Origin of the sequence: Akkermansia sp. N21169 (assembly GCF_029854675.1) — a bacterium.
In the GTDB taxonomy this organism is placed as follows: domain Bacteria; phylum Verrucomicrobiota; class Verrucomicrobiia; order Verrucomicrobiales; family Akkermansiaceae; genus Akkermansia.
The window spans coordinates 1-23836 of sequence record NZ_JARWNC010000039.1; the positions used below are offsets into that span (position 1 = coordinate 1).

The window sequence follows — 23836 nt, forward strand, 5'->3', positions numbered from 1 at the left end:
TACCGTCAACTACGGAGAAGGCAGCTACACGGGACACGGCTCGACGAGCGGTTCCACGTATGGAGCGATGTACGAAGCGACCTACGACATTGCCTTGAACGAAGAGAACAATGCGATCTTCCAGCCGCTGGTCAACGTGAGCGTGATGCGCAATGAAGTGGACGACTACAATGAGACGGGAGCCGGCAACGCGGGGCTTCGGGTGAGCGGTCTTGAAGGGACGTCGGCAACGGTGTCCGTGGGCGGTCGCCTGATGGGGATCATCGGCGGGAACGTGTTCGGCCGCGAATCGCTTGGGGAACTCCGGGTGCAGGTGGCGCAGGACCTGGGCGACACGCGCAGCGAAGGCAACGTAGGATTCCTGTCCAATCCCGGGTTCAGCCGGCAGGTGAAGGGAAGCAAGGCGGGGACGACGGGGCTCCAGTTCGGAGCCGGGTTGAGCCTGCCGTCCGGCGAAAACGGGACGATATTCGTGGATGCTACGGCAGACATCCGCAGCCGTATGACGTCGGCGAGCGGCAGCATCGGCTATCGTTACAACTTCTAACGCAGTCGGGAACAAATTAAAGCCGGGGATGCCGTTTCGTGGAATCAGCCACGGGACGGCATCTCTGCTTGACCGGGGGGGGATATCTCGGCATGATATGGAAAGAAGATTTATTGTCTGCATGAATCCCTTTTCCATTCAATCCGTCGAAATAGGCGGAGAACGTCCCTTTTACATTCTTGGCCCTTGCTCTCTCGAATCCGAACCGTTCGTTTGGGAGATGGCCCGCGCCATCAAGGAAATCTCCGACCGTGTGGATATCCCGCTTGTATTTAAAGCTTCTTACGATAAGGCCAACCGGACATCCGTATCGTCATTCCGGGGTCCCGGTGTGCATGAAGGGTGTCGGATCCTGAGTGAAATCGGGAAAGAACTCAATATTCCCGTCGTGACGGATGTTCATACTTCCCGTGAGGCGGAAATTGCCGCAGAATATGTCGATATGCTCCAAGTCCCGGCTTTTCTCTGCCGCCAGACGGATTTGCTGGAAGCGTGCGCCAAGACAGGCCGGGCCGTAAATATCAAGAAGGGACAGTTCCTGGCTCCGTGGGATACGGTGAATATTGCTGGCAAGATGCGCGCTTTCGGGTGTGAGCAATTCATGATATGCGAACGCGGTACGACGTTCGGTTATAATAATTTGGTTGTGGATATGCGCGGATTGTACTGGATGCGCCAGGAAGGTTTTCCTGTCGTGTTTGATGCAACGCATTCCGTACAGAGACCCGGCGGACTTGGCGGGACGACGGGAGGAGACAGTGAACTTGCTCCCGTTCTGGCTTCTGCTGCGATGGCAGTGGGAATTGACGGTGTGTTCATGGAAGTGCACAAAGATCCTGAACATGCCTTGTCCGATGGACCGAACCAAATTCCCCTGCGTCTTTTGGAGGGGGTGCTTGTTCGATTGGAAGCTATCCGCAAAGCTGCGCGACCATGGTAAAGAGTGTTGCCAGAACTGTTATCATGCTCGTTGCCGCCGGGGGAATTTCCCTGTCGAATGATACGCCGTCTCCATTTATGGACAACGGTCCTTTGGTGCCGGTGGACAAAAAATTTCCGGCATTGGATCTTCTGCCCCCGGGTAGCGAGTTGACGAACGTGAGTATACCGCAGTATGAGAACCGCCGTAAGACGGCTTTGATTACTTCGGTGTTGATGAAGGTGATCAGCGAGACGGAATTATCGGGAGACAAGGTGAATGTCTACCTGTTTGCCGATGACGGTCATGAGATGACCCGGATGTTTACGCTGAACGCTTCCTATTTTTTCGATACGGAATGCCTTGTATCGGATCAAAAGACAATTATTGACGATGAACGGTTCCGTGCGGAAGGCACGGGATTGAGATTCCATTCCGGACGCAATGTCGGGTTCCTTAAAGGACCGGTGAAATCGCGGATACGAATGGGCAAAATGAAGAAGGATTCCCAATGATGAAAAAGAGTTTAACGACGACCTGTTTGATCGGGATGTGCCTGTCGTCCTTTGCTGCAGGTGACCCGGATTATTTGGTGGAACTGGAAAAGAACGCGCCGACCAAGACGGAACTGGAGGAACCGGGAAAAGTTGATTATCCGGCCTCCGATATTCGGGTGTTGACGGCTGGCGAACGAGCTGCTCTGGAAAAGGAAACCGGATTTGATGCCAAGCCATTTGGAAAACTTGTCGACGATACCGTACGGCTTGACGAATCCCTGAAACAAGAAGCGGCCCGCATCGACAAAGATGTTCTGGATTTTTGCAAGGAGCAAGGAATTGAAATTTCTCTGGCCGTGCATGCTCGTCCGGCAATTGCTGTGGAAGATAAGCCAATCAATTCGGCAGAGGATATGTTGATTGACTGCGACAAAGGGATCTATTTCGACTCGTCGCAGGGATTGGTTGTTTACATAGGTAATGTCAAAGTCCGTGATCCGCGTCTCAATCTGGATTGCGACCGGCAGCTTAAGGTTTACCTTCATGAAGGTCCCCCTCAAGAGAAAAAAGGCGGTGAACCCAAAAAGGAAGACGAATCCCGAGACGGAACGGAGAAGGGTCAAGAGAGCAAGCATTTGTCTCCCAAAACTCCGGCGGATACGTTGAATGTCAATTTTGACGGGATTAAAAAGATGACGGCGGAAGGCAATGTGGTCATGAACAGCAAGGATGACAAAGGAGAGGTTTATTGGGCGCGTGCACAACGAGCTACCTATAATGCCCTGACCGGTGAAATCCTGATGACGGGGTTGCCGATGATGGTACAGTACATGACGCATAACTCGGTAACGAATGATCCCAATGCCTACATACGCGTAACGGAAAACGGAGCCGTGGTGTTCGTCGGTAAATGGACGACGAAATTACGCAATATCCGGGATCAGAAATCCGGATTCGGTTCGTCAGATCACAAACCAAACCGGAAATAACTCTGTGAACAGCGATTCTCCCGATTATCTCCTCGAAGCATCCGGTTTGTGCAAAACGTACAAGACCCGCAAAGTTGTCGACAATGTTTGTTTGACGGTCGGTCCGGGAGAAATTGTCGGATTGCTTGGTCCCAACGGTGCCGGCAAGACGACGTCGTTTTATATGGTGGCGGGATTAGTGAGGCCGGATGAAGGCAAGGTTGTCTTCCAAGGGGAAGACATCACCATGCTTCCGATGCATCTGCGGGCCAGGCGTGGGATGGGATATTTGCCGCAGGAAGAGTCGATTTTCCGCAAATTGTCCGTGGAGGACAATCTGATGGCTATTTTGGAGACGCGTAAGGATTTAACTCCTGCCCAGCGTAAGTTGCGGGCTGATGAATTAATGGACCGTTTCGGGATTACCAAGATCCGCGAATCGATGGCTATCCAGTTGTCCGGTGGTGAAAAGCGCCGATTGACCATAGCGCGTGCCTTGGCGAGCAATCCTTGTCTGTTGATGCTGGACGAACCTTTCAGTGGTGTAGATCCGATTGCCGTGTCGGACATCCAGAAAATCGTCATGGAATTGAGGGAGAAGGACGGATTGTCCATCCTGATCACCGATCACAATGTCCGGGAGACTCTTCATATTGTCGACCGGGCGTACATTCTGTTTGAAGGCAGGGTGATCAAGCACGGGACGTCTTCGGAAATCGCCAATGACCCGATAGCCCGCAAACAGTATCTTGGCGAACAATTCCGGATGTAACCCCCATGTTTTCTACTCCCTCCATGTCGGTTCCCCAGAATACTATTGCTCTCGTTTTCGACTACGACCAGACGTTGAGTCCTCATTACATGCAGGACGAAGCGATCTTTCCTGAATTCGGTATCAGTGCTCGTGAATTCTGGAAGAATTGCAACGAATTCGTTTCCCGCGAACAATGGGATGGAGAACTCGGATATCTGAAGGCGTTGCTTGATGCATTGAGCCTGGACCAAGTCAGTAACGCCATGCTGGAGAACTTGGGACAACGCCTGACATTTTATCCGGGATTGCCGGATTTTTTCAAATGGCTTCCAGAAGTGGCCTTGACGGAAAAGCACCGGGAGATGGGAATTAAACTGGAGTATTATATCATATCGTCCGGATTGAAAGCCTTGATTGACGGCGCAGCGATTCGTCCGTATTTCAAGGCGGTATTCGGATGCGAATTCAGCGAGAGCAACGGAGCGATCGATTTTCCCAAGCGTGTTATTTCCCATACGACGAAGACGCAATTCCTTTTCCGTATCAACAAGGGGCTTCTCGATTACAGCCAGGACGTCAACGACCATATGGCGGAGGACATGCGCCCTGTGCCGTTCCGCAATATGATTTACGTGGGAGACGGGCCGACGGACGTACCGTGTTTTACGGTGATGCGCCATAACGGCGGGCATGCAATAGCCGTATACAATCCCGATGACGAGTCCGGATTGAGCTTCCGCAAGTGTTACAATCTGAGTTCTTCATCAGACCGGGTTAATTTTATGGCTCCTGCGGATTATCGTCCGGATAGCCATTTGAGCCGTATTTTGGGCGCTCTCGTATCCGATATAGCCGACGGTATCGTGCGCCGTCGAACCCGGGAACAGGAGGATGCCCGGGGAACTTCCATTCAATTTTAACAATTCAGTGAGTTAATTTTTTATAGATATATGAATCAGCATTTTCACTTTTTAGGGATATGTGGTACGGCCATGGGGGCGGTTGCGGCAGCGATGGCCAGGAAGGGGTATAAAGTAACGGGCACGGATGAAAAGGTCTATCCTCCTATGTCAACGTTTCTGGAATCGGAAGGAATTACGATTTTTGAAGGCTACAAGGGGGACAATGTCCCGGATTCTGCGGATGTGATCGTGATTGGCAATGCAATGAGCCGTGGCAATGATGAAGTGGAAGCCGTTCTGGAGAGCAGAAGACGCTATCTCTCCCTGCCGGAGACGATGAAGGAATATTTCCTGCGCGGTAAAAGGAACTATGTGGTAACAGGAACGCACGGCAAGACGACGACGACTTCAATGCTGGCCTGGCTGATGGAGTATGCCGGTCTGAATCCGGGATTCATGATCGGGGGGATTTCCCGCAACCTCAAGAGGGGAGGACGCTTTACCGAATCCGAATTTTGCGTTTTGGAAGGGGATGAATACGATACGGCATTTTTCGACAAGCGGTCGAAGTTTCTGCATTATTTGCCCGAGTTGGTGATCATGAACAACATTGAGTTCGATCATGCGGATATCTATGAGAGCGAGAAGGAGATCATGACGAGTTTTAAGCGTCTTCTTCGTGTTGTTCCCCGCAATGGGCTGGCCATTGTGAATGCCGATGACAAGAATTGCATGGAAGTTGTGAGGGATCATCCTCCGTGTCCTGTCAAGACGCTTGGTTTTTCCGAGCAGTCCGATATGAGGATTGAAGATGTCGATTGCAGGAAAGAAGGCTCGTTTTTCACTCTGGATGGAGAAAGGTATTTTGTGCCGATGGTTGGGGAATGCAATGTGTATAATGCAGCCATGGCTCTGACAGCTGCGCGGTTTGCCGGTCTTGAACCGAGTGTGCTCCGGGAAGGAATGAAACAGTTTTTAGGCGTGGCCCGGAGGCAGGAGGAACGTGGCGTAGTGGACGGAATTGCCGTCATTGACGACTTTGCCCATCATCCGACGGCCATACGGAAGTCCATTGAGGCATTGCGCCAGCGCTATCCTCAGTCCCGTATTTGGGCGTTGTTCGAACCGCGCTCCAATACGTCTCGCAGGAATATCTTCCAGAAGGAACTGGCCGAAGCTATGGCTTGTGCGGACGTGCCGGTCGTGGCGGCAGTAGACCATCCTGAAAAGGTGGCTAAGGAGGAAAGACTGGATGAAGAGATGCTCGCCGCCGATTTGGCTGCTACTGGAAAAATCTCCTATGTGGGAGCGAAGGCTGATGCCATTGTCAATTTTGTGAAGGAAAAAGCCCAAACGGGTGACGTCGTACTTGTCATGAGTAACGGCGGATTTGAGGGTATTCATGAAAAAATTCTTCAATCGTTGAAAGAGAGATCATAAGATCATAGTATTCCATTAAAGGGGAGTTCTGCCGTGAACCAAAAATCTACCATTATCGCATTTGTTATCAGCTTTATCGTTGTAGGAAGCCTGGTCGCCTTGTTTACTTGGAAACGGGCGGAACCAAAAGGATATATACCGATTCCTGCATCTCAACCTGTTGAAAATGAAGAGCCTCCACGTGTCTTGTCCCAGCCGGTAGTCGATGTGGATAACCCTTCCAAACAGGACGATGGCAAAGTCAATGCCCCCCGTTTTGAAAGTGCCCGCATCCAGAAGAGTTCGTCCAACCTGATTCATGCTCTGATGCGCGTCCTCGAAGGAGGCGAGGCGATGACGACGGAGGATTTCGTGGCGCACTCCATCATGAGTGAAGAAGCTGCCGCCGAGTTTAACAAGGCTTTATCCAAAGGGCATGTGCCTCTTAATCCGGGAACCCCGGTGACGGAAATCGGTAGCGATAATGGCAAGGTGCGTTATCTGCTCAACTTCCGTAATGGAGCGAAAGGAATTGTAGACTTAGTTCAGGGGAAAGACGGCAAGTGGGTGGTTTCGGATGTGAATCTGCCGTCTGCCGAAGAATTACAGGATGGCAAGGGAGGGGGAATTGCGTTGTCCGATCCTCTGGGCGTTGCCTATGACTTTGTTCGTGCTTCTCTCAAAGCGGATTACAGAATGGTCAGAAAACTCTCCGATCCGGAGAAGGTGAGCGACGCAACGATTGCGGGGCTTTGCATCCTGTTTGAAGACGGGAATTACCACCTGCGCCAGAAGATGCCAATCCGTGGAATGTTCTCGAATACTTCGAATGCCGGATTTCTTGTCTATCTGGCCAATCCGCAAGGGGATGCCTCCGGCAACATGGGATTGACGATGCAAAAGAATTCTTCCGGAAAGTGGATGGTAACGGAAGTGGCGTTGGATAGTCTTCTGGATGATTATGCCAAGAGGTTTTCCGATGGGGACTCCGTGTACTTTCCATTGGTCAAGAATCCCAAGGGTGGTGATTCCATCGCTCTGTTTTTCGGGTTTAATGAGGACACATTGACGCCGCGCTCCGTGCGGCAGTTGGAAATTGTGGCGGAAGTGATTATGATGGAAGGGAACAAGAAATTGGAGATCAGCGGCCACACCGATGATGTCGGCAGTGATGCCTATAACAATTCTCTATCCGAGCGCCGTGCGCTGGCGGTGAAGAAGATTCTTGTGGAGCGCGGCGTGTCGCCGGACAAGATTTCTACTAAAGGCTTCGGGAAGTCTCATCCCCGGAGGACATATTCCCCTGGGACGGATATCCGGACAATCGACGAGGTGCGCAGTGAAAACAGGAGAGCTGAAATGTACCTCGACTTTTAAGCTGGGATAGAGGGACTAGGCTGACATGGTAAGACGTTATGTGCTGAATGGGGAAGGGGATGGTTCCCACTCAATATCCGGCATTGATTATGCCTCCGAACTCAATGAACAGCAGCTTGCTGCCGTGATGGCTCCTCCGGGGCCCGCCCTTGTGATAGCAGGGGCTGGCGCCGGTAAGACGCGGACGCTGACGTATCGTGTGGCATGGTTGATCGACCATGGGATTGACCCCGGTCAGATTCTTCTGTTAACGTTTACGAACAAGGCGTCGCGGGAGATGCTGGAACGTGTCCGCGAACTTGTCCCCGTTGATCTAAGCGCGTTGTGGGGAGGGACGTTCCACTCTATTGCGAACCGTCTGTTGCGTCGTCATGCCGACAAAATCGGGTTTACTCGTTCTTTTTCGATCATGGATTCGGATGATCGCAAATCCATGCTGAAAGCCGTGATTAAATCCTTGGATTTGGGCGATAAGGATAAACGCTTTCCAAAGGCTGAGGTGATTGCCTCGATTTTCAGTCTTGCGGACAATACGGGCGAGGGGATCAAGCACATTGTCGAATGCGATTATCCGTATCATTCCCCATATTTAGAGGCAATTTTAAATATCCGAGAGGAATACGACCGAAGAAAACGCGAGGCGAATTCCATGGACTTCGACGATTTGCTGCTCCATGCCGTGGAGTTGTTGGAGAAGGACTCCTTTATCCGCGATTTGTATAGGAACAAGTTTCGCCATATCCTTGTGGACGAGTTTCAGGATACGAATGCCCTTCAGGATAGAATGATTGATTTGCTGGCCGATGGGGATGGCAACATGATGGTGGTGGGAGACGATGCCCAGAGCATCTATTCCTGGCGCGGTGCGGATATGAGGCATATTTTGAATTTTACGATCAAGCATCCGACGGCCAGGACATACAAGATCGAGACGAATTACCGAAGTGTGCCTGAGATTCTGAACCTTTCCAATGCGGCGATTGCCGCCAATGAGAACCGGATCGAGAAGGAATTGCGTTCCGTTCGTCCGGCGAGCAGTATGCCTCCGGCTTTGGTTGCTCTGAATGATACTCGGATGGAGGCGATGTTCGTTGTCCAACGAATTGGGGAATTGATGGAATCCGGCGTGGAGGCTTCGGAAATTGCCGTATTGTACCGGGCTCACTTCCACAGCATGGATGTGCAAATGGAACTGACGCGCCGGCATGTGCCGTTTCTCATTACGAGCGGATTGCGCTTTTTCGAACAGGCGCATGTGAAGGATGTTCTGTCTTTTTTGCGTTTTGCCGTCAATGGACGTGATGAATTGTCGTTTAAGAGGATGGTTTCTCTATTGCCGGGGATAGGGCCGGCTTCTTGCAATAGATTGTGGAAACAATGGGTCGCTCATTTGGAAGAGCCTGTTACTGACGGGGATTACGAAAGGATATCCGGAATTCTTGCAGGGTTTACCGTACCGTCCAAGGCGCGAAAAGCATGGGATCAGCTTGGCTTGACGCTGGATGAACTGACTCCCGAGGGCTTAGTTGTTAAGCCTTCATCCATGATTTTTTCTGTTGTGGAGGCTATGTACGATGAGTATATGCAAGCCTCGTTCGACAACTATGACCAACGGTGCCAGGATCTCAACCAGCTTTCTTCTTTTGCAGACCGGTTTGAATCGACGGACGAATTCCTGGCGCAAATGTCCCTTCTGGGTAATACGGATCAGGCTGCGGATGAAGCCGGGAGGTCTGGTTCGGTGACTTTATCCACGATCCATCAGGCCAAGGGGCTGGAATGGCGCGTTGTGTTTCTGATTGGATTGTGTGACGGCATGTTTCCCCATCAACGCTCTCTGGAGGAAGGAAATCTCAATGCGTTGGAGGAAGAACGCCGTCTTTTTTACGTTGGCATCACGAGGGCGAAGGACCAGCTGTATCTAACTTACCCTCGCTGGAACTCAAAGGTCTATGGCGGAGCATACTCCCAAATGCCCTCCCGGTTCCTCGATGAATGGCCTTCCAATCTCGTGGAAGAGTGGCAGATTGAATGAATTGAAGAGGGGAACGACACAAAAAAATATTCCTCAGGCTTGACTTGAGGGCCGCCACGTTATTAGCTCGCCCCCTTATGACAGATCCGTCGCATTTTCGCAACCTCGCCATTATTGCTCATGTTGACCACGGAAAGACGACCCTCGTGGACCAATTGCTTCAAGCAGGAGGTACCTACCGGGCCAACCAGGCTGTCCAGGAGCGGGCGATGGATTCGATGGATCTCGAACGTGAAAAAGGCATTACGATCAAAGCCAAGAATACGTCAATCCATTGGAATGGTTATACGGTCAATATCGTTGATACTCCCGGTCACGCCGATTTTGGCGGTGAAGTGGAACGCGTCATGAAGATGGTGGATGGAGTCCTCCTTGTTGTGGACGCTTTTGAGGGGCCGCAGGCACAGACGCGCTTTGTGTTGCGCAAGGCTTTGCAGGAGAATCTGATGCCCATCGTTGTCATTAACAAGATCGACCGCCCCCACGCCGACGCCGAAGCGGTGCGCGAAAAGGTGTTGGAACTTTTCCTGGAATTGGGGGCGACAGATGAGCAGTTCAATGCTCCTTTTGTGTACGGTTCCGCCCGTGACGGTTATTTCATGGATGCCTTGGAAGGGGAGCCTCCGGTGGATTGTACGCCGTTGCTCAACAAGATCATTGAGTATATTCCTTCTCCGGATGCCAATCCCGAAGGAGATTTCCAGATGCTGGTGTCCAATATCGACTGGGACGATTACGTGGGGCGTGTAGCTGTCGGACGCATCACGTCGGGTAGCGTCAAAAAGGGAGATACCGTCTACCGCGTGCGTGAAGACGGGATGCGTGTTGCGGGCAAAGTGACGCGTATGTTTGAGTATTCCGGCCTGGGATCTCAGGATTCCGCTGTCGGCGAAGCCGGCAACATCATCGGGCTTGCCGGGTTTGAAGATGTCAATATCGGTGAAACTCTTAATGGTACGGCTGAGTTGGATGCTCTTCCTTTTGTCGCGATTGATCCCCCCACGATTTCGATGGAATTCTCCATCAATAATGGACCTTTCGGTGGACGGGATGGCAAGAACGTAACGTCGCGTGTGATTCGTGATCGTTTGATGCGGGAAACCCGGACGAACATCTCCATCCAGGTGGAAGATACGGACAAGGCCGGCGTATTCCGCGTAGCTGCCCGGGGAGCCATGCAGATTGCCGTTTTGGTGGAAACGATGCGCCGTGAGAACTACGAAGTGTGCGTTTCCCGTCCGACCGTTATTACCAAGCGTGATGAAAAAGACCGTGTGACGGAGCCCTATGAAACGATTTTTGTGGAAGTACCGGATGAATTTTCCAATGGTGTTGTCCGCATTCTTACGTCTCGCAAAGGGCAGTTGGAAGAAATGCAGAGCAAGGATGGAACGGGCCACACCTACATTCAGGCCTATATTCCGACTCGCGGCATTATCGGCTTTGAATTCGAATTGGTGAACTTGACGTCCGGTCATGGTATTTTCTCCCATTTGTTCCGCCAATACGACTTGTATGCAGGAGAAATTACGACGCGCCAGACCGGAACCTTGGTTTCGATGGAAACGGGTGTGTCTACTCCCTTTGCCTTGGCTGCATTGGAAGATCGTGGCCGTTTGTTTGTCGGTGCCCAGGAAGATATTTATGCCGGACAGATCGTTGGGGAAAATCCCCGTGCGATGGATTTACCCGTCAATCCGTGCAAGGAAAAACATTTGAATAATATCCGTTCGGCGACGAAGGGGGATGGCATCCAGCTTTCTCCGCCTATCAGGTTCTCTTTGGAACGTGCCATTGAATATATCGAAGCGGACGAGTTGGTGGAGGCTACCCCTCACTTTATTCGTCTTCGTAAGCGTATTTTGGACGCTAATGAACGGCAGCGTGCGGCTAAAAATAAAGCTTAATTCGCATTCTATCCTTGCCCTGAGGCAAGATTTCATTCAATAAATCAGGCGATGTTTCGCCCGATTTTATTTTTGCTGAGTGCTTTTGTCTTTTTGTTCTTTGGGACGGAAGTTGCCTTTTCCGCTCCTCGTGAAACAGTTCTTCTGAACCGCGCTTGGAAGTACCGACAGGGGGATATTCCCGGTGCCGAACGCATCGGATTCGATGTCTCCGCCTGGGAGGATGTCGGCATCCCCCATTCATTCAGCTTGCCCTACTTCCTGTCCAAGGAGTTTTATGTAGGCTACGGGTGGTACCGCAAGGATTTCACATTGGATAAGGGAAGAGGAGAGAAAGTTGTTTCTCTGGAGTTTGACGGCGTCTTTCAGGAGGCCGAGATTTTTGTCAACGGCAGTAAGGCTGGAGGCCATATCGGCGGCTATACGGGCTTTTCCGTGGACATAACGCCATTCGTGAAAGAGGGGAACAACTCCATTGCCGTCCGAGTCAACAATGAATGGCGTCCGGATGTGGCCCCCCGAGCCGGGGAACATGTGTTTAGCGGAGGGATTTACCGCAATGTCCGTTTGGTTATGAAGGCTCCGGTTCATATCGCCTGGTATGGTACATGGGTGACGACGCCGGGATTGGAAGCCAGCGCAGGCAAATCATCTCCTGTGCGCGTCCGGACGGAAGTGGTTAACAGCAAAAGCCGGCCGGTTTCTTTGGAATTGCAGACAGATATTGTAAATGCCGGGGGAAAGGTGGTGGCTCATATCAGGTCGACGAAGGAAGTGGGTGCCCGGAGCAAGGTGGAATTCGATCAGACGACTCCTCCTGTGAAGGATCCCGAACTATGGTCCAACGAACACCCGAACATGTACAAGGCCGTCTCTTTGCTCTACAAGGACGGCAAGCTGGTGGACCGCTTTGAAACGGATTTTGGATTTCGCTGGTTTAAATGGACGGCCGACCAGGGATTCTTCCTGAATGGGAAGCACTTGTATTTTACCGGTGCTAATGTGCATCAGGATCATGCCGGATGGGGGGATGCCGTGACGGATACCGGTTCCGCTCGTGATGTACGCATGATGAAGGATGCCGGGTTCAATATGATCCGCGGTTCGCACTATCCGCACTCTCCGGCTTTTTCCAAGGCCTGTGATGAACAGGGAATGCTCTTCTGGTCGGAGAACTGCTTCTGGGGAACAGGACCGTTCGACAGCCCCTGGGGTGGAAGTGCCTATCCTCCGGAAGAAAAATATGCCAGGGGATTTGAAGAAAGCGTGAAAAAGACACTGGCGGAAATGATCCGTATCCATCGCAACCATCCTTCCATTATTGCCTGGAGTACGGGCAATGAAAGCTTCTTTACTCACCCATCCACCATGGAGTCTGTCCGCAACCTGTTGAAGGAATGCGTGTCCCTTGCCCATCGTCTGGATCCTGATCGTCCGATTGCCATTGGTGGCTGCCAGCGCGGCGATATCGATCATTTGGGTGATATTGCCGGGTACAATGGCGATGGTGCGCGCCTGTTCATGGAGCCGGGCGTCCCCAGTGTCGTCTCTGAATATGGTTCGACAATTGCGGATAGGCCTGGGCCGTATGTTCCCGGCTGGGGCAATTTACCGGAGGGAAAAGAGCAGGATCCTCAGAAAACCTACCCGTGGAGGTATCCGTGGCGCAGTGGAGAAGCTATTTGGTGCGGTTTTGATCATGGTAGTCTTGGCGGACATTTCGGCTGCATGGGCGTCGTGGATTACTTCCGTATTCCCAAGCGGCAGTGGTATTGGTACAGGAATGCCTACCGGGGTATTGCCCCTCCCGAATGGCCGCAGGAAGGCTGTCCGGCGGGGTTGAAGATTCAGGCTGATAAGATCGGTCCTATCCTTTCTGATGGCACGGATGATGTTCACCTGACCGTGCAGGTTGTGGATGCTGCCGGAACGCCGCTGAGCAATAATGTGCCTGTGACTTTGTCGGTGGAATCCGGTCCCGGGGAATTTCCAACCGGAAAGAGTATTGTGTTTACTCCTCCATCCGGATCTCAGAACTCAGACATCGTCATTCGAGATGGAAAGGCTGCCATCGAACTGCGTTCCTACTACTCTGGAAGAGCCAGCGTCCGTGCTACGTCTCCGGGTTTGAAAGATGCCTCCTTGAGCCTGGAGTTTAGCAGTGGTCCCGCCTACGTGCCCGGAAAAAGTGTCGAAACGAAGAATAGACCTTATGTCCGTTTTGAAAAGAGCAGGGACAATGCCGATTTTTCCCTGATCAATCGTGCCAAACTTGGCCCGACCAATGCCAGCAGTGAACGTCCAGGACACACGGCCCGTATGGTCAATGACGGCATGGAAGCAACCTACTGGCAGCCATCCGGTCAACAAAATGCCGATTGGATCAAAATTGATCTGGAACGCCTCATTACCGTCAGGGAAGTCGTGCTAAAACTCGTTGACCGTGATTCCGTCACCTATTCCGTTGCAATTTCCGAAGACGGTACTACCTGGAAGGAAATTATTCCGGAGACCGATCAATTGCGTGTCCAAGCTTCCGGTACAGAAACCGGACGGTTTCTTAAAGTTTCCTTTTCAGATCTTCCTTCGGGAGACGGTCTTAAGGTTTCGGAAATCGAAGTCTACGGAAAGTTATGACCCCCTCCCTGATTCCAAAATTTCCGGTGGGTGAAAAAATACCGCCGGGAACTGGAGCAGCAGACACGAACAAGCTACCGTTGCTACCTCTCGGTCCTGGCGGGGTTTGCTAGTCGTACCTCTGCTGGTTCCCGACGGCAAGGGTGAGAAAACACGGAAATGGCGCTTTTGTCAAGGTTTTGATCGGTTGAAGATGAGGCTTCGTAGCGGCTCATGAGTCGACACGTTCACAGACACTTCAATTGAAACGTTCTTGCTACTCTGAAAAACTCAAGTAAACTGAGCCGTGCCTTCACAGGCACGTGGATTGCAATCGAGATTGTGTCTGGTTCTACCGACACGGCGCCATTGTGTGTATCATTAGAAAAAATCGTCCAACATGGGTGAAGCGAAAGAACAGGATCAGGACTCGGCAAAAAATGTGAAGCTGACTGCTTCGCCGGAACGAAATTACGACAAGGAAATCCGGAGCGTTCCTAAAGCCATCGACGTAGAAAAAAGTGTTTTGGCATTAATGGCTACGGATCCTGCAACTTATATCGGCAGCTGTATTACGATGGGGGTTACCGAGGAGTATTTTTATTTGCCTGCACACCAGCTCCTATGGAAGATTTTCAGCGAACGATATACGAAAAACGAGCCGGTCGATATTATTTCCGTCACACAGCGGCTGCAGGATAAGAACGAATTGGAATCTGTCGGCGGCATCCCGGGATTGGCCGAAATTTACTCGTTTACGACGACAGGAGCGTTTTTCCAATATCATATCGGGATCTTACGCGACAAATACGTTCTTCGTTCGATTATAGCCGTATCAACCGATTCTATCGAAGCGGCCTATTCCTGGCATGAAGAGGATGTTCCCAAGTTACTTGATTCCGTCGAATCATCCATTTTCAGAATCCGGGAACGCTTGGGCAAGGAAGACGAGAAGTCTTTGGTAAAAGTGATTGACGATGCAGTGGATCGATTGGAGGTTATGCTGGCTAGCAAGGGTGAAATCACAGGGTTGAGTACCGGTTTCGATGTTTTGGATGGCATGAGCAATGGTCTGAAAGGCGGTGACATGTTTGTTGTGGCAGCCCGTCCGTCGATGGGTAAAACATCGTTTTTGCTGAATATTATCGAGCATATGGCATTGGACAAGAAGCAGAAAACCTTGATGTTTTCTTGTGAAATGCCTTCTGTTCAAATTGTGGAGCGCTTGTTGTTTGCACGCTCCGGAGTCAAACGTTATGATTTGAAGTCGGGTAAAGGCTTCAGTCGTGGTCAAATGCAACGCTTCCAATTGGTGGTCAAAGAGTTGAAGGAGTCCAGCTTTGTGATCGACGACACAGCGGCTATTTCCATTAACGAATTGAGAGCCAAAGCTCGCCGTGTGATGCGCGATTTGGATGGACTGGATGTGATTGGAATCGACTATCTGCAGTTGATGAGATCCCACTCCAAGCAGGCTCAGAATAGCCGCGAACGTGAAATTGCTGAAATTTCCGCCGGTCTCAAATCACTTGCCAAAGAGTTGAATGTGCCAGTCATCGTGTTGGCCCAGTTGAACCGTGGTCCGGAAAACCGCACGGGTAAAAGCAAGGGTGTGCCCCAAATGTCGGACTTGCGTGAATCCGGTGCTATCGAACAGGATGCCGATATGATCGGGCTTTTGTATCGGTCTGCTTATTATGCTGAGGATGAAGAAGATCGGCAGAAATTCGGCGGGCGTGCCAATTTGTATTTGGCAAAGAACCGTAACGGTGCTACGGGAGATGTCCCATTGCATTTCGAAGCGGAATTGATGCGGTTTACCACCCGGGAACGCGACGAACATGATCCCGAAGAATAAGGATCGCTGTCCTGATTCCACTTGTTTCCCTGTTCGGCGGTGGGCATAATCCGCTCCGTGAATACGGATACCCGACGCTGGATTGAACAGGACAAGAAACACTGCTGGCACCCTTTTACGGCGCAATCGCAATGGTGTGACCCGGACTTTGAACCCTTGATGCTGGTCTCCGGTCAGGGCGTTTGGCTGGAAGATAGCGAAGGACGCCGTTATATCGATGGCAACAGCTCTATTTGGTGCAATATCCATGGTCATGGGCATCCGTCCATCATTGCGGCGATGAAAGCTCAGTTGGATAAGGTGTGCCAGACATCCTACCTCGGATTCGCCCATCCCCTGGCATCGGAGTTGGCGGAACGTCTGTGTGCGTTTTTTCCTGAAGGGACGTTGTCTCGCGTATTTTACTCTGATGATGGATCGACGGCATTGGAGTCTGCCATCAAAATGGAACGTCAGTACCGCATCCAAATGGGGCAGGAAGGACGCCAGGGATTTATCGCTTTCGATAACTGTTACCATGGGGATACGATGGGGGCCGCCGCCCTCGGGGGAGTAAGCTTGTACTTCGACCGTTTTCGTGCAGCGGGGTTTGATGTGAGGCATGTTCGCTGCATGGAGGAATTGCGTAGCCTCCCGGCTTCTGTAATTACCGGTACGGCAGCAGTGGTGATCGAGCCTGTCGTACAAGGAGTCAACAGGATTAACGTATGGCCGGAAGGGATGTTGCGCGAACTTCGTGCCTGGACGGAGGAGAACGGGATACACCTGATTCTTGATGAGGTGATGACCGGATATGGACGTACGGGCCATATGTTTGCCTGTCTCAAGGAAGGTGTCGTACCGGATTTCCTTTGTACGGCCAAAGGACTGACGTCCGGCTATACTCCTATGGCAGCAACGCTAACCCGGGAGGAAATCTACAATGCTTTCCTGGGAGAAGAACGCAGAGCTTTTTTCTATGGTCATACTTTCACAGCCCACCAATTGGGATGTGCGACGGCTATGGCCAGTCTGGACGTGTTCCGGGATGAAGCAGTGCTGGAGTCCTTGCCCTCCAAGATCGCCTTGATGCGAGAACTGGCAGAGGATGCCTGCCAAAAGTCTGTTTTTTTGAGTGGTTTCCGCCAAGCCGGCATGGTGATGGGTATTGATGTTTCCCGTCCGGACGGTTCCCCTTATCCCAAGGAATGGGGAATGGGGATGAATGCTTGTCTTGCCATGAGACCCTATGGCCTCCTGACTCGTCCGATTGTGGATACTATCGTTGTCATGCCTCCCCTGTGCATTAACGAGCAGGAACTGAGAGCCCTATTTTACGCACTGATCCGAGGTGTCGAAGATGCCTGTCTTGCCGCTGAAAAAAATGCGTGACGGGCGTATTTCCTGAAGAAGATAAAAAACGAAAAGGCTACCCGCTGTGATTTTGAAGCTTGGCGGGCAGCCCTTTCTTGTAAGATCGGGAAGGAGAGATGCTTTTTACTGAGCATCCATGGCAGGTTGTCCCCGGAGGGGCTTGCCGTTGTATTCTCCGGTCAATGTATTGAGGAAGGCTACGATCTTGCTGACTTCTTCCTTGGTGGGCTTGGGCTGACCAATCTGGTAATTGAACATTTTATCAACGGCTTCTGCCAGAGTTTTGGCGGAGGCGTCGTGCATGTACGGCCAAGTTAGTGCAACGTTACGCAGGGTAGGAACACGGAATTTGTGGATGTCGCTTTGGGACTTGGTGAAGTTCATGCGCCCATTGTCATCCTGGGTCAGCGGACGATTACCGAAGAAATTACCTTTGAGATCGGCAAATTCGAAGGATTGTCCCCCCATGGCAACGCCGACATGGCAGACTTGGCAGCCGTTCTTCTTAAAGAGGGCATAACCTTCCTTGGCTTCCTTACTGATGGCGTTTTCATCTCCCTTGAGGTAACGGTCGAAGGGACTGTTGGGGGTGATGAGGGTCTTCTCGTATTCGGCGATGGCATTAGTGATCGTCTTGGCACTGTAGCCTTCAGGATAGACGGCGAGGAATTCTTTGGTCAGAGGCTCGTCCTGCTTCAGTTTATTGGCGATGGCATTCCAGTCTTCAGGATGGGCATAACCCATTTCGACAGGATTGAGGGGGGGGCCGCCAGCTTGTTCTTCCAGATTTTTGGCACGTCCGTCCCAGAACTGGATGAAGTGGAAGGCTGCATTGAAAACGGTCGGGGCATTGATGCCGCCTTTTTGTCCTTTGACGCCTTCGGAGACGGGGAGATTGTCTGTACCGGCCTTGTCGAGGACGTGGCAGGTGGAACAGGCAACCGTATTGTCAATGGAGAGGCGTTTGTCGTGGAAGAGTTTCTCTCCGAGAGCTACTTTCCTGGCATCGACAGGGAGAGCGTCCGGGATGGGTTGGATCGGTTCCGTCTTGAATTGGGGAGCCACCGGGCTTCCTGCGTATTTGGAAACGCGGGTGTCGCGAATCCAGTTCAGGATGGCGTCTTTTTCCTGTGGCTTCAAGGTAGAACCCCAATGGACAGCCGTAAAGGAAGGTGGCGGCATGGAACCGGAGGAAATGGCGTGTTCCAACTTGGCCCATGTTACTTCCGTCATGGGCTGTGACATGTCGAAAGCACGGATGCCATTGCGGATGTGGCGTGCCTGCAATCCGCCGGAAAGCGTGTTGAGGAGCCCCAGTTTGGTATAACCGGGAACATGGCATTCCGAACATTTGTTCTTCAATGTAGCTTCCACGAGAGCCTTGGCCTGGGCGGGAGACAGTTTTTGGGGAGAGGGCGATCCCGGAATCAGCAGGGGAGACAAGGCTGCGGATACAACGAAGGTTCCTCCGGCGATCAATACTGATTTAGAGAGGCTGCAAAGCTTGTTCATCATTCGGTAGGGTAAGGGTTGCGGTGTAGGTTTAACCTAGGACTGATCATGGTAAAATCAAGAACGTTTTTAAATTTCTCCCGCTTTTTTGAGATCTTCATTGATGGCATCCATGACGTCGGCTTCGGGGTGGAAGCTGGCTGCGTGATAGGAGCTTCTGACGAGAGGGCCGGAGGCGACGTGCCGGAATCCTTTGTCTCGGGCGATTTGTTCGTAACGGGCGAAATCATCCGGGTGGACGAATCGGACGACAGGCAAGTGATTTTTCGTCGGGCGGAGATATTGTCCCATGGTGAGGACGGTGACACCGTGAGTGAGAAGATCGTCCATGGTTTTGAAAATTTCGTCTTCGGTTTCTCCGAGACCGAGCATGATGCCGCTTTTGGTGGAGACTTTGCCGTCAACCATTTCCTTGGCTCGTTGCAGGACGCGCAGGGAGCGGCGGTACTGGGCACGGAAGCGGACGAGGGGAGAGAGGCGTTCGACGGTTTCCAGGTTGTGCCCGAAGATGTGCGGACGGGAATCCATCATGGTGCGCAGGGAAGATTCCTTTTCGTTGAAATCGGAGGTGAGCACTTCGATGACCGTCGATGGGCTGGCTTTGCGGATGGCTCGGACGACATTGGCGAAGTGGGTTGCGGCTCCATCGGGCAAATCGTCGCGCGTGACCATAGTGATCACGGCGTGCTTGAGCTGCATATGGACGATGGCATCGGCGACATGGGAGGGTTCTTCAGGATCCAGGGGCAGGGGCTTGGCTGTTTTGGTAGCACAGAAGCCGCAGGCGCGTGTACAACGATCTCCGGCGATCATGAAAGTAGCTGTTTTCTGGCTCCAGCATTCGTACCGGTTCGGGCAGTGGGCTTCTTCACAGACGGTGAAGAGCTTTTTACCTTCAATCAGGTGTTTGACATCCCAGAACTCTTGGCCACTGGGTAATTTGACCTTGATCCAGGAGGGCTTGCGTTCCATGGCCGAATCTTCGTCGTGGTGTGAGTTGCATCCCATAGCAGGGATTAGATTGCCTTGAGTGCGCCGGTAATGCAAATGCAAATAGCAGCGAATTTCGCCGATATGTATGGCATATCTTCGCTTTTGGCGTGTGGGCAGACAGGGTGAATATTATTCGTCGTCGTTTTCTTCGGACGTTTCGCGGGCGGCTAACTTTCGTTCTTTGGCCGTGCGCCGGGCTGCCCGGAAAAATTGCTGGATGTCGTCCAGGCATTCTTGTCCGAGGACACCGGGAATAACTTCACATTTGTGATTGAGCGGAGGGTTGGCATCAAGGAGGTTGATCCATCCTCCGGCGGCTCCCGCCTTCGCATCGGGACATCCGAAAACAACCCGTGACGGACGGCAGTGGACGATGGCTCCTGCGCACATGGGGCAGGGTTCCTTGGTGACGTAAAGCGTGCAACCGTCAAGCCTCCAGTCGCCGATGGCTTCCTGGGCGGCTGTCAGGGCGATCATTTCCGCGTGGGCTGTAGCATCCTTAAGCGTTTCTACCTGGTTCCATCCGCGGGCGATGACGTGTCCGTCCTTGACGATGACGGCACCGATGGGAACCTCGCCTTTGGCCAGGGCTTTTCGGGATTCGCGCATGGCCTGGCGCATGAACCATTCGTCGGAGCCGGGAAGTTCGATGGAAAAACTCATGTGCACCTATCATGCGGATTCATCATTCCGGGATCAAGCAGCAGTTTTTACTTTTCAGTATGCGGCGATTGGGCATGATGTCCCGGCATGACGAATGACAAGCCCAGCGCGATTGCGATCGATTTCGGAGGAACTTCCATCAAGATGGGAGTGACCCGCGGTGAAGAATTGGTAACCGTTGCCCCTCCTATTCCGACAGGGGCGTTCGGCAGCCCTCAGGCAATTATTGAGGCGATGATTGCAACGGCGCGGGAGTTGAGGAATAATTGTCCGGATGTAGCCGCTATCGGCATGGGGATGCCGGGCTGGTGCGATTACCATCGTGGTATCCTCTACCAGTTGACGAATGTTCCGGTGTGGGATCACGAAGTTCCCGTTCTTCAGATGATGGAGGAGGCTCTGAAGCTCCCTGCCGTGCTGGATAACGATGCCAATTGCATGGCTTACGCGGAGTGGAAGATGGGTGCGGGCAAGGGCTTGCAGAGCCTGGTCTGCCTGACGATGGGGACGGGGATTGGCGGCGGTATGGTCATGTTTGACCGCATGGTGAGAGGCAGAAGGGTGTCTGCCGCGGAATTGGGGCAGACGAGTATCGACTATCAGGGGCGCCGGGGACCGTTTGGTAACAAAGGGGCCATTGAGGAATACATTGGTAATAACGAATTGGCTGCGGATGCTGTTGCCCGGTATGCCGAGGCGGGTATTTTTAAACTCCCGGCAGATTGTACGCCGCGTGAATTGGAGCGTTCCGCCCGGGAGGGCTGCCCCATTGCCCTGGGTATCTGGGAGGATTGTGCGGATAAGCTGGCCTGTCTGATCATGAATATGATGTACGCTTTTGTTCCGGAAGCTTTTATTATCGGGGGAGGTGTTGCCAAGGCAGGGGATCTGCTCTTTGCTCCGCTGCGGCGATCTCTGGAAGAACAACTTTTCTTCCTGCACAAGCAGGAACTTGTCTTGCTCCCTGCAAGGTTCGGCTCCGAGGCAGGGCTGATCGGAGCCGGTGCTATGGCAGTTGATGAAATCCTGGGATTGGGCGAGTTGGAACGTTTTCGCCGCTGATGTACCGGAGGAATCCGGGAATTCGGAAAATGGAATGGTTAAAAAAATATTCAATAGGCCGCCCTTTTTGCTCGCCGGAGTCATGATTTCGTCCTAGCATCGCGCCACACTGTCATGCGTCCTAATCTTCATGAAATCAATTTGCATGAACGCCCCCTCCTCGTGTTCTGGGAGGTGACCCGTGCCTGCGCCCTTGCTTGCAAGCATTGCCGGGCGACGGCCCAGCCGCATGCACACCCCGATGAGTTGAACAGTGCGGAAGCTCTGAAACTGGTCGATGACCTGGTAGGTCTCAATCCCGCGATGCTGGTTCTTACCGGCGGAGATCCGGTGATGCGCCGCGACATCCACGACATCATCCGGGCGGCAGCCGGGAAGGGGCTGCATGTGGCCTTGAGTCCGGCGGCTACGGCCCGCCTGTTGCATGAGGACTTTGCAGCCCTGAAGGAATCCGGCGTGAAGAGTATGTCCCTGAGTCTGGACGGAGCTACTGAGGCGACGCATGATGCCTTCCGGGGAATTCCCCATACCTTTGAACGGACTCTGGAAGCGGCTCGCCGCGCTCGTGAGGCAGGGATCCATCTTCAAGTTAACACGACGATTACCAGGAGTACGCTGGCGGAGTTCGATGCCTTTGTCGAGCTGGTGAAGGAAATACGGCCCGACATGTGGAGCGTGTTTCTTTTGGTACCGACGGGCCGTGCGATTCTTGACCAGATGCCGACGGCCGAACAGGTCGAGGAAGTGTGGCACAGGCTGGCGCAGGTCAGCAAGGAAGTACCGTTCGGTGTCAAGACGACGGAAGGCCATCACTTTCGTCGTGTTGCCCTGCAGGAAGCCCGGGCGCATGGTGAAAAACCGGCCCGCCGTGCCGTGCCTACCCGCGATGGCAAAGGGATTCTGTTTATTTCCCACACGGGTGAGATCCAGCCCTCCGGCTTTTTGCCGGTAACGACCGGGAACGTGCGTTCCGACAATGTGGCAGACGTGTACCGCAACCACCCGCTTTTTCGGAAACTGCGCGACGACAATGCCCTGACCGGCAAATGCGGGCGTTGTGAGTACAGGACGGTTTGCGGTGGTTCGCGTTCCCGTGCCTACGCTGTGTTTGGGGATGCCTTTGCCGAGGATAATCTTTGCTGTTACCAACCCGTCAAAAAAACTTCTTCCCATGATTAATATTACACGACTTTGGACAGGCTCCGAACAGCCTGCGGACCATTTGAGATACGGTTCCGGTCACGGTGCCGGCCGCGCCGCAGGAGGTGCGGCGGAAGGGTGTTCGCCCACATCCTCCCGGAGCCGCAAACCGATTGTCGTCTGGAACGTCACCCGCACCTGCAACCTCCGTTGCGTCCATTGCTATGCCGATGCCTCCGCTAACAAGTTTGACGGTGAACTGGACTGGGATCAATGTTGTTCCGTCATTGACGACCTGGCCGAGTACCAGGTCAATGCCCTGTTGTTCTCCGGCGGTGAGCCGATGGTTCATCCCCGTTTCCTCGACCTTGTCGAGCGTGCCACCGGCAAGGGACTCAAAGTGACCATTTCGACGAATGGTACGAGAATTACTCCTGAAATCGCTGCCCGCCTTAAGGAGCTCAATACCGCCTATGTTGGCATTTCCCTGGACGGCATCGGCGAAGTGCATGACCAGTTTCGCGGCGTGAAGGGTAGCTTCGAACAAGCTGTCCGCGGGTTCCGCCTGTGCAGCGAAGCCGGGCAGAAGACCGGCCTGCGTCTGACTCTGACGCGCAACAATGTCCAGTGCATGGAACAAATCCTGGACTTTATCGACGAGCAGGACATCCAGCGTGTCTGCTTCTATCACCTCGTTCCGACCGGACGCGGTGTGGAAGTACAGACCCTCCATCCCGATGAAGCCCGCAATGCCATGGATTCCCTGATTCGTCGTGTCGAACAGTGGAAGTCGGAAGGCAAAACGCGCGAAGTGCTTACGGTGACCCAGCCTGCCGACGGTATTTATCTGCTCTTGCGCCAGCTCAGGGAAGGTTCTCCTCGTGTTGCCGAAACACTTCGGCTTTTGCGTTGGAATGGCGGCGGTTCCAATAGTTCCGGCCGCGGCATTGCCAACATCGACACTCAGGGCCTCGTCCATCCCGACCAATTCTGGCAGTCCGTGACCCTCGGGTGCGTTAAAAACGACAAATTCTCCGATATATGGGAAGCCCGTGCCGGAGCCGCTGTGGACATCTTGCCCGAATTGCGGGCTTCGGATGATCCGTTGGAACGCCAGAAAAATATCCAGGGACGTTGCCATACCTGCCGTCACTTTGCCCTCTGCGGCGGCGGTTTCCGCACGCGTGCCGCCTTTGCTAATGGGCATTGGTACGGTTCGGATCCCGGGTGCTACCTTACCGACGAAGAGACGCAGACGGAACTGCCTGCGGACATTTGATTTGGTTTTGTTGCGAGTCTGGACTGATTGCCCAA

Annotated in this window: 19 protein-coding genes and 1 other RNA gene; 16 read left to right on the top strand and 4 right to left on the bottom strand. The window is 52.8% G+C overall.

The features are described 5' to 3' along the window. The 11 genes from QET40_RS07755 to QET40_RS07805 form a co-directional block, all read left to right on the top strand. On the top strand, nt 1-547 hold a 547-nt coding region (locus QET40_RS07755; protein WP_280126600.1), incomplete at its 5' end, for an autotransporter outer membrane beta-barrel domain-containing protein. Between the two features lie 121 nt (nt 548-668). After that, nucleotides 669-1487, top strand: a complete 819-nt coding sequence (gene kdsA / locus QET40_RS07760; RefSeq protein ID WP_280126601.1) for a 3-deoxy-8-phosphooctulonate synthase — start codon at nt 669-671, stop codon at nt 1485-1487. After that, nucleotides 1481-1981: an LPS export ABC transporter periplasmic protein LptC gene (gene lptC / locus QET40_RS07765; protein WP_280126602.1), complete on the top strand. Its 501-nt coding sequence runs from the start codon at nt 1481-1483 to the stop codon at nt 1979-1981. Before kdsA ends, lptC begins: the two co-directional genes overlap by 7 nt. Continuing rightward, nucleotides 1981-2952 carry an LptA/OstA family protein gene (locus QET40_RS07770; protein WP_280126603.1) on the top strand — a complete coding sequence of 324 codons (972 nt, stop codon included), beginning with the start codon at nt 1981-1983 and terminating at the stop codon, nt 2950-2952. The genes lptC and QET40_RS07770 overlap by 1 nt, the downstream gene beginning before the upstream one ends. Nucleotides 2953-2956: 4 nt before the next feature. Further along, complete coding sequence (lptB, locus tag QET40_RS07775; protein WP_280126604.1) at nt 2957-3703, top strand: LPS export ABC transporter ATP-binding protein; 747 nt, start codon at nt 2957-2959, stop codon at nt 3701-3703. A 5-nt stretch (nt 3704-3708) separates the two neighbouring features. Then, nucleotides 3709-4605, top strand: a complete 897-nt coding sequence (locus QET40_RS07780; protein ID WP_280126605.1) for a haloacid dehalogenase-like hydrolase — start codon at nt 3709-3711, stop codon at nt 4603-4605. Nucleotides 4606-4635: 30 nt separating this feature from the next. Beyond that, complete coding sequence (gene mpl, locus QET40_RS07785; RefSeq protein WP_280126606.1) at nt 4636-6027, top strand: UDP-N-acetylmuramate:L-alanyl-gamma-D-glutamyl-meso-diaminopimelate ligase; 1392 nt, start codon at nt 4636-4638, stop codon at nt 6025-6027. A gap of 33 nt (nt 6028-6060) precedes the next feature. Continuing rightward, nucleotides 6061-7383, top strand: coding sequence for an OmpA family protein (locus QET40_RS07790; RefSeq protein WP_280126607.1), 1323 nt, complete (start codon nt 6061-6063; stop codon nt 7381-7383). Between the two features lie 25 nt (nt 7384-7408). Then, entirely contained in the window at nt 7409-9418 is a 2010-nt protein-coding gene (locus QET40_RS07795) for an ATP-dependent helicase (protein WP_280126608.1), read from the top strand. 77 nt (nt 9419-9495) lie between these two features. Next, on the top strand, nt 9496-11325 hold the full coding sequence (typA, locus tag QET40_RS07800) for a translational GTPase TypA (protein WP_280126609.1): 1830 nt from the start codon (nt 9496-9498) through the stop codon (nt 11323-11325). Between the two features lie 51 nt (nt 11326-11376). Further along, complete coding sequence (locus tag QET40_RS07805) at nt 11377-13962, top strand: glycoside hydrolase family 2 TIM barrel-domain containing protein (RefSeq protein WP_280126610.1); 2586 nt, start codon at nt 11377-11379, stop codon at nt 13960-13962. A 41-nt stretch (nt 13963-14003) separates the two neighbouring features. Here QET40_RS07805 and ffs read toward each other — a convergent pair. Beyond that, an RNA gene (gene ffs / locus QET40_RS07810) (signal recognition particle sRNA small type) lies at nt 14004-14097 on the bottom strand. Between the two features lie 244 nt (nt 14098-14341). Between ffs and dnaB the strand changes: the two genes are divergently transcribed. Both dnaB and QET40_RS07820 read left to right on the top strand, forming a co-directional pair. Further along, nucleotides 14342-15799 (top strand): replicative DNA helicase, encoded by a 1458-nt coding sequence (dnaB, locus tag QET40_RS07815; RefSeq protein WP_280126611.1) that lies wholly within the window; start codon nt 14342-14344, stop codon nt 15797-15799. Nucleotides 15800-15856: 57 nt separating this feature from the next. Then, nucleotides 15857-17170, top strand: coding sequence for an aminotransferase class III-fold pyridoxal phosphate-dependent enzyme (locus tag QET40_RS07820; RefSeq protein WP_280126612.1), 1314 nt, complete (start codon nt 15857-15859; stop codon nt 17168-17170). 105 nt (nt 17171-17275) lie between these two features. Here QET40_RS07820 and QET40_RS07825 read toward each other — a convergent pair whose 3' ends face one another. The 3 genes from QET40_RS07825 to tadA form a co-directional block, all read right to left on the bottom strand. Next, on the bottom strand, nt 17276-18667 hold the full coding sequence (locus QET40_RS07825) for a cytochrome c peroxidase (protein WP_280126613.1): 1392 nt from the start codon (nt 18665-18667) through the stop codon (nt 17276-17278). A gap of 66 nt (nt 18668-18733) precedes the next feature. Beyond that, nucleotides 18734-19672: a lipoyl synthase gene (gene lipA / locus QET40_RS07830; protein ID WP_280126614.1), complete on the bottom strand. Its 939-nt coding sequence runs from the start codon at nt 19670-19672 to the stop codon at nt 18734-18736. Between the two features lie 114 nt (nt 19673-19786). Next, nucleotides 19787-20320, bottom strand: a complete 534-nt coding sequence (gene tadA, locus QET40_RS07835) for a tRNA adenosine(34) deaminase TadA (RefSeq protein WP_280126615.1) — start codon at nt 20318-20320, stop codon at nt 19787-19789. A gap of 87 nt (nt 20321-20407) precedes the next feature. Between tadA and QET40_RS07840 the strand changes: the two genes are divergently transcribed. From QET40_RS07840 to QET40_RS07850, 3 genes are all read left to right on the top strand, one after another. Beyond that, nucleotides 20408-21382, top strand: coding sequence for an ROK family protein (locus tag QET40_RS07840; protein ID WP_280126616.1), 975 nt, complete (start codon nt 20408-20410; stop codon nt 21380-21382). 114 nt (nt 21383-21496) lie between these two features. Continuing rightward, nucleotides 21497-22561 carry a radical SAM protein gene (locus QET40_RS07845; protein ID WP_280126617.1) on the top strand — a complete coding sequence of 355 codons (1065 nt, stop codon included), beginning with the start codon at nt 21497-21499 and terminating at the stop codon, nt 22559-22561. Beyond that, on the top strand, nt 22554-23801 hold the full coding sequence (locus QET40_RS07850; RefSeq protein ID WP_280126618.1) for a radical SAM protein: 1248 nt from the start codon (nt 22554-22556) through the stop codon (nt 23799-23801). The genes QET40_RS07845 and QET40_RS07850 overlap by 8 nt, the downstream gene beginning before the upstream one ends. The last annotated feature ends 35 nt before the right edge of the window (nt 23802-23836 follow it).

Coding starts and splice junctions, on each gene's coding strand:
- typA (WP_280126609.1), top strand. CDS start 9,496: ATGACAGATCCGTCGCATTTTCGCAACCTCGCCATTATTGCTCATGTT.
- lptC (WP_280126602.1), top strand. CDS start 1,481: ATGGTAAAGAGTGTTGCCAGAACTGTTATCATGCTCGTTGCCGCCGGG.
- lipA (WP_280126614.1), bottom strand. CDS start 19,672: ATGGGATGCAACTCACACCACGACGAAGATTCGGCCATGGAACGCAAG.
- QET40_RS07840 (WP_280126616.1), top strand. CDS start 20,408: ATGACGAATGACAAGCCCAGCGCGATTGCGATCGATTTCGGAGGAACT.
- QET40_RS07845 (WP_280126617.1), top strand. CDS start 21,497: ATGCGTCCTAATCTTCATGAAATCAATTTGCATGAACGCCCCCTCCTC.
- kdsA (WP_280126601.1), top strand. CDS start 669: ATGAATCCCTTTTCCATTCAATCCGTCGAAATAGGCGGAGAACGTCCC.
- QET40_RS07805 (WP_280126610.1), top strand. CDS start 11,377: ATGTTTCGCCCGATTTTATTTTTGCTGAGTGCTTTTGTCTTTTTGTTC.
- tadA (WP_280126615.1), bottom strand. CDS start 20,320: ATGAGTTTTTCCATCGAACTTCCCGGCTCCGACGAATGGTTCATGCGC.
- QET40_RS07825 (WP_280126613.1), bottom strand. CDS start 18,667: ATGATGAACAAGCTTTGCAGCCTCTCTAAATCAGTATTGATCGCCGGA.
- QET40_RS07780 (WP_280126605.1), top strand. CDS start 3,709: ATGTTTTCTACTCCCTCCATGTCGGTTCCCCAGAATACTATTGCTCTC.
- QET40_RS07795 (WP_280126608.1), top strand. CDS start 7,409: ATGGTAAGACGTTATGTGCTGAATGGGGAAGGGGATGGTTCCCACTCA.
- dnaB (WP_280126611.1), top strand. CDS start 14,342: ATGGGTGAAGCGAAAGAACAGGATCAGGACTCGGCAAAAAATGTGAAG.
- QET40_RS07850 (WP_280126618.1), top strand. CDS start 22,554: ATGATTAATATTACACGACTTTGGACAGGCTCCGAACAGCCTGCGGAC.
- mpl (WP_280126606.1), top strand. CDS start 4,636: ATGAATCAGCATTTTCACTTTTTAGGGATATGTGGTACGGCCATGGGG.
- QET40_RS07770 (WP_280126603.1), top strand. CDS start 1,981: ATGAAAAAGAGTTTAACGACGACCTGTTTGATCGGGATGTGCCTGTCG.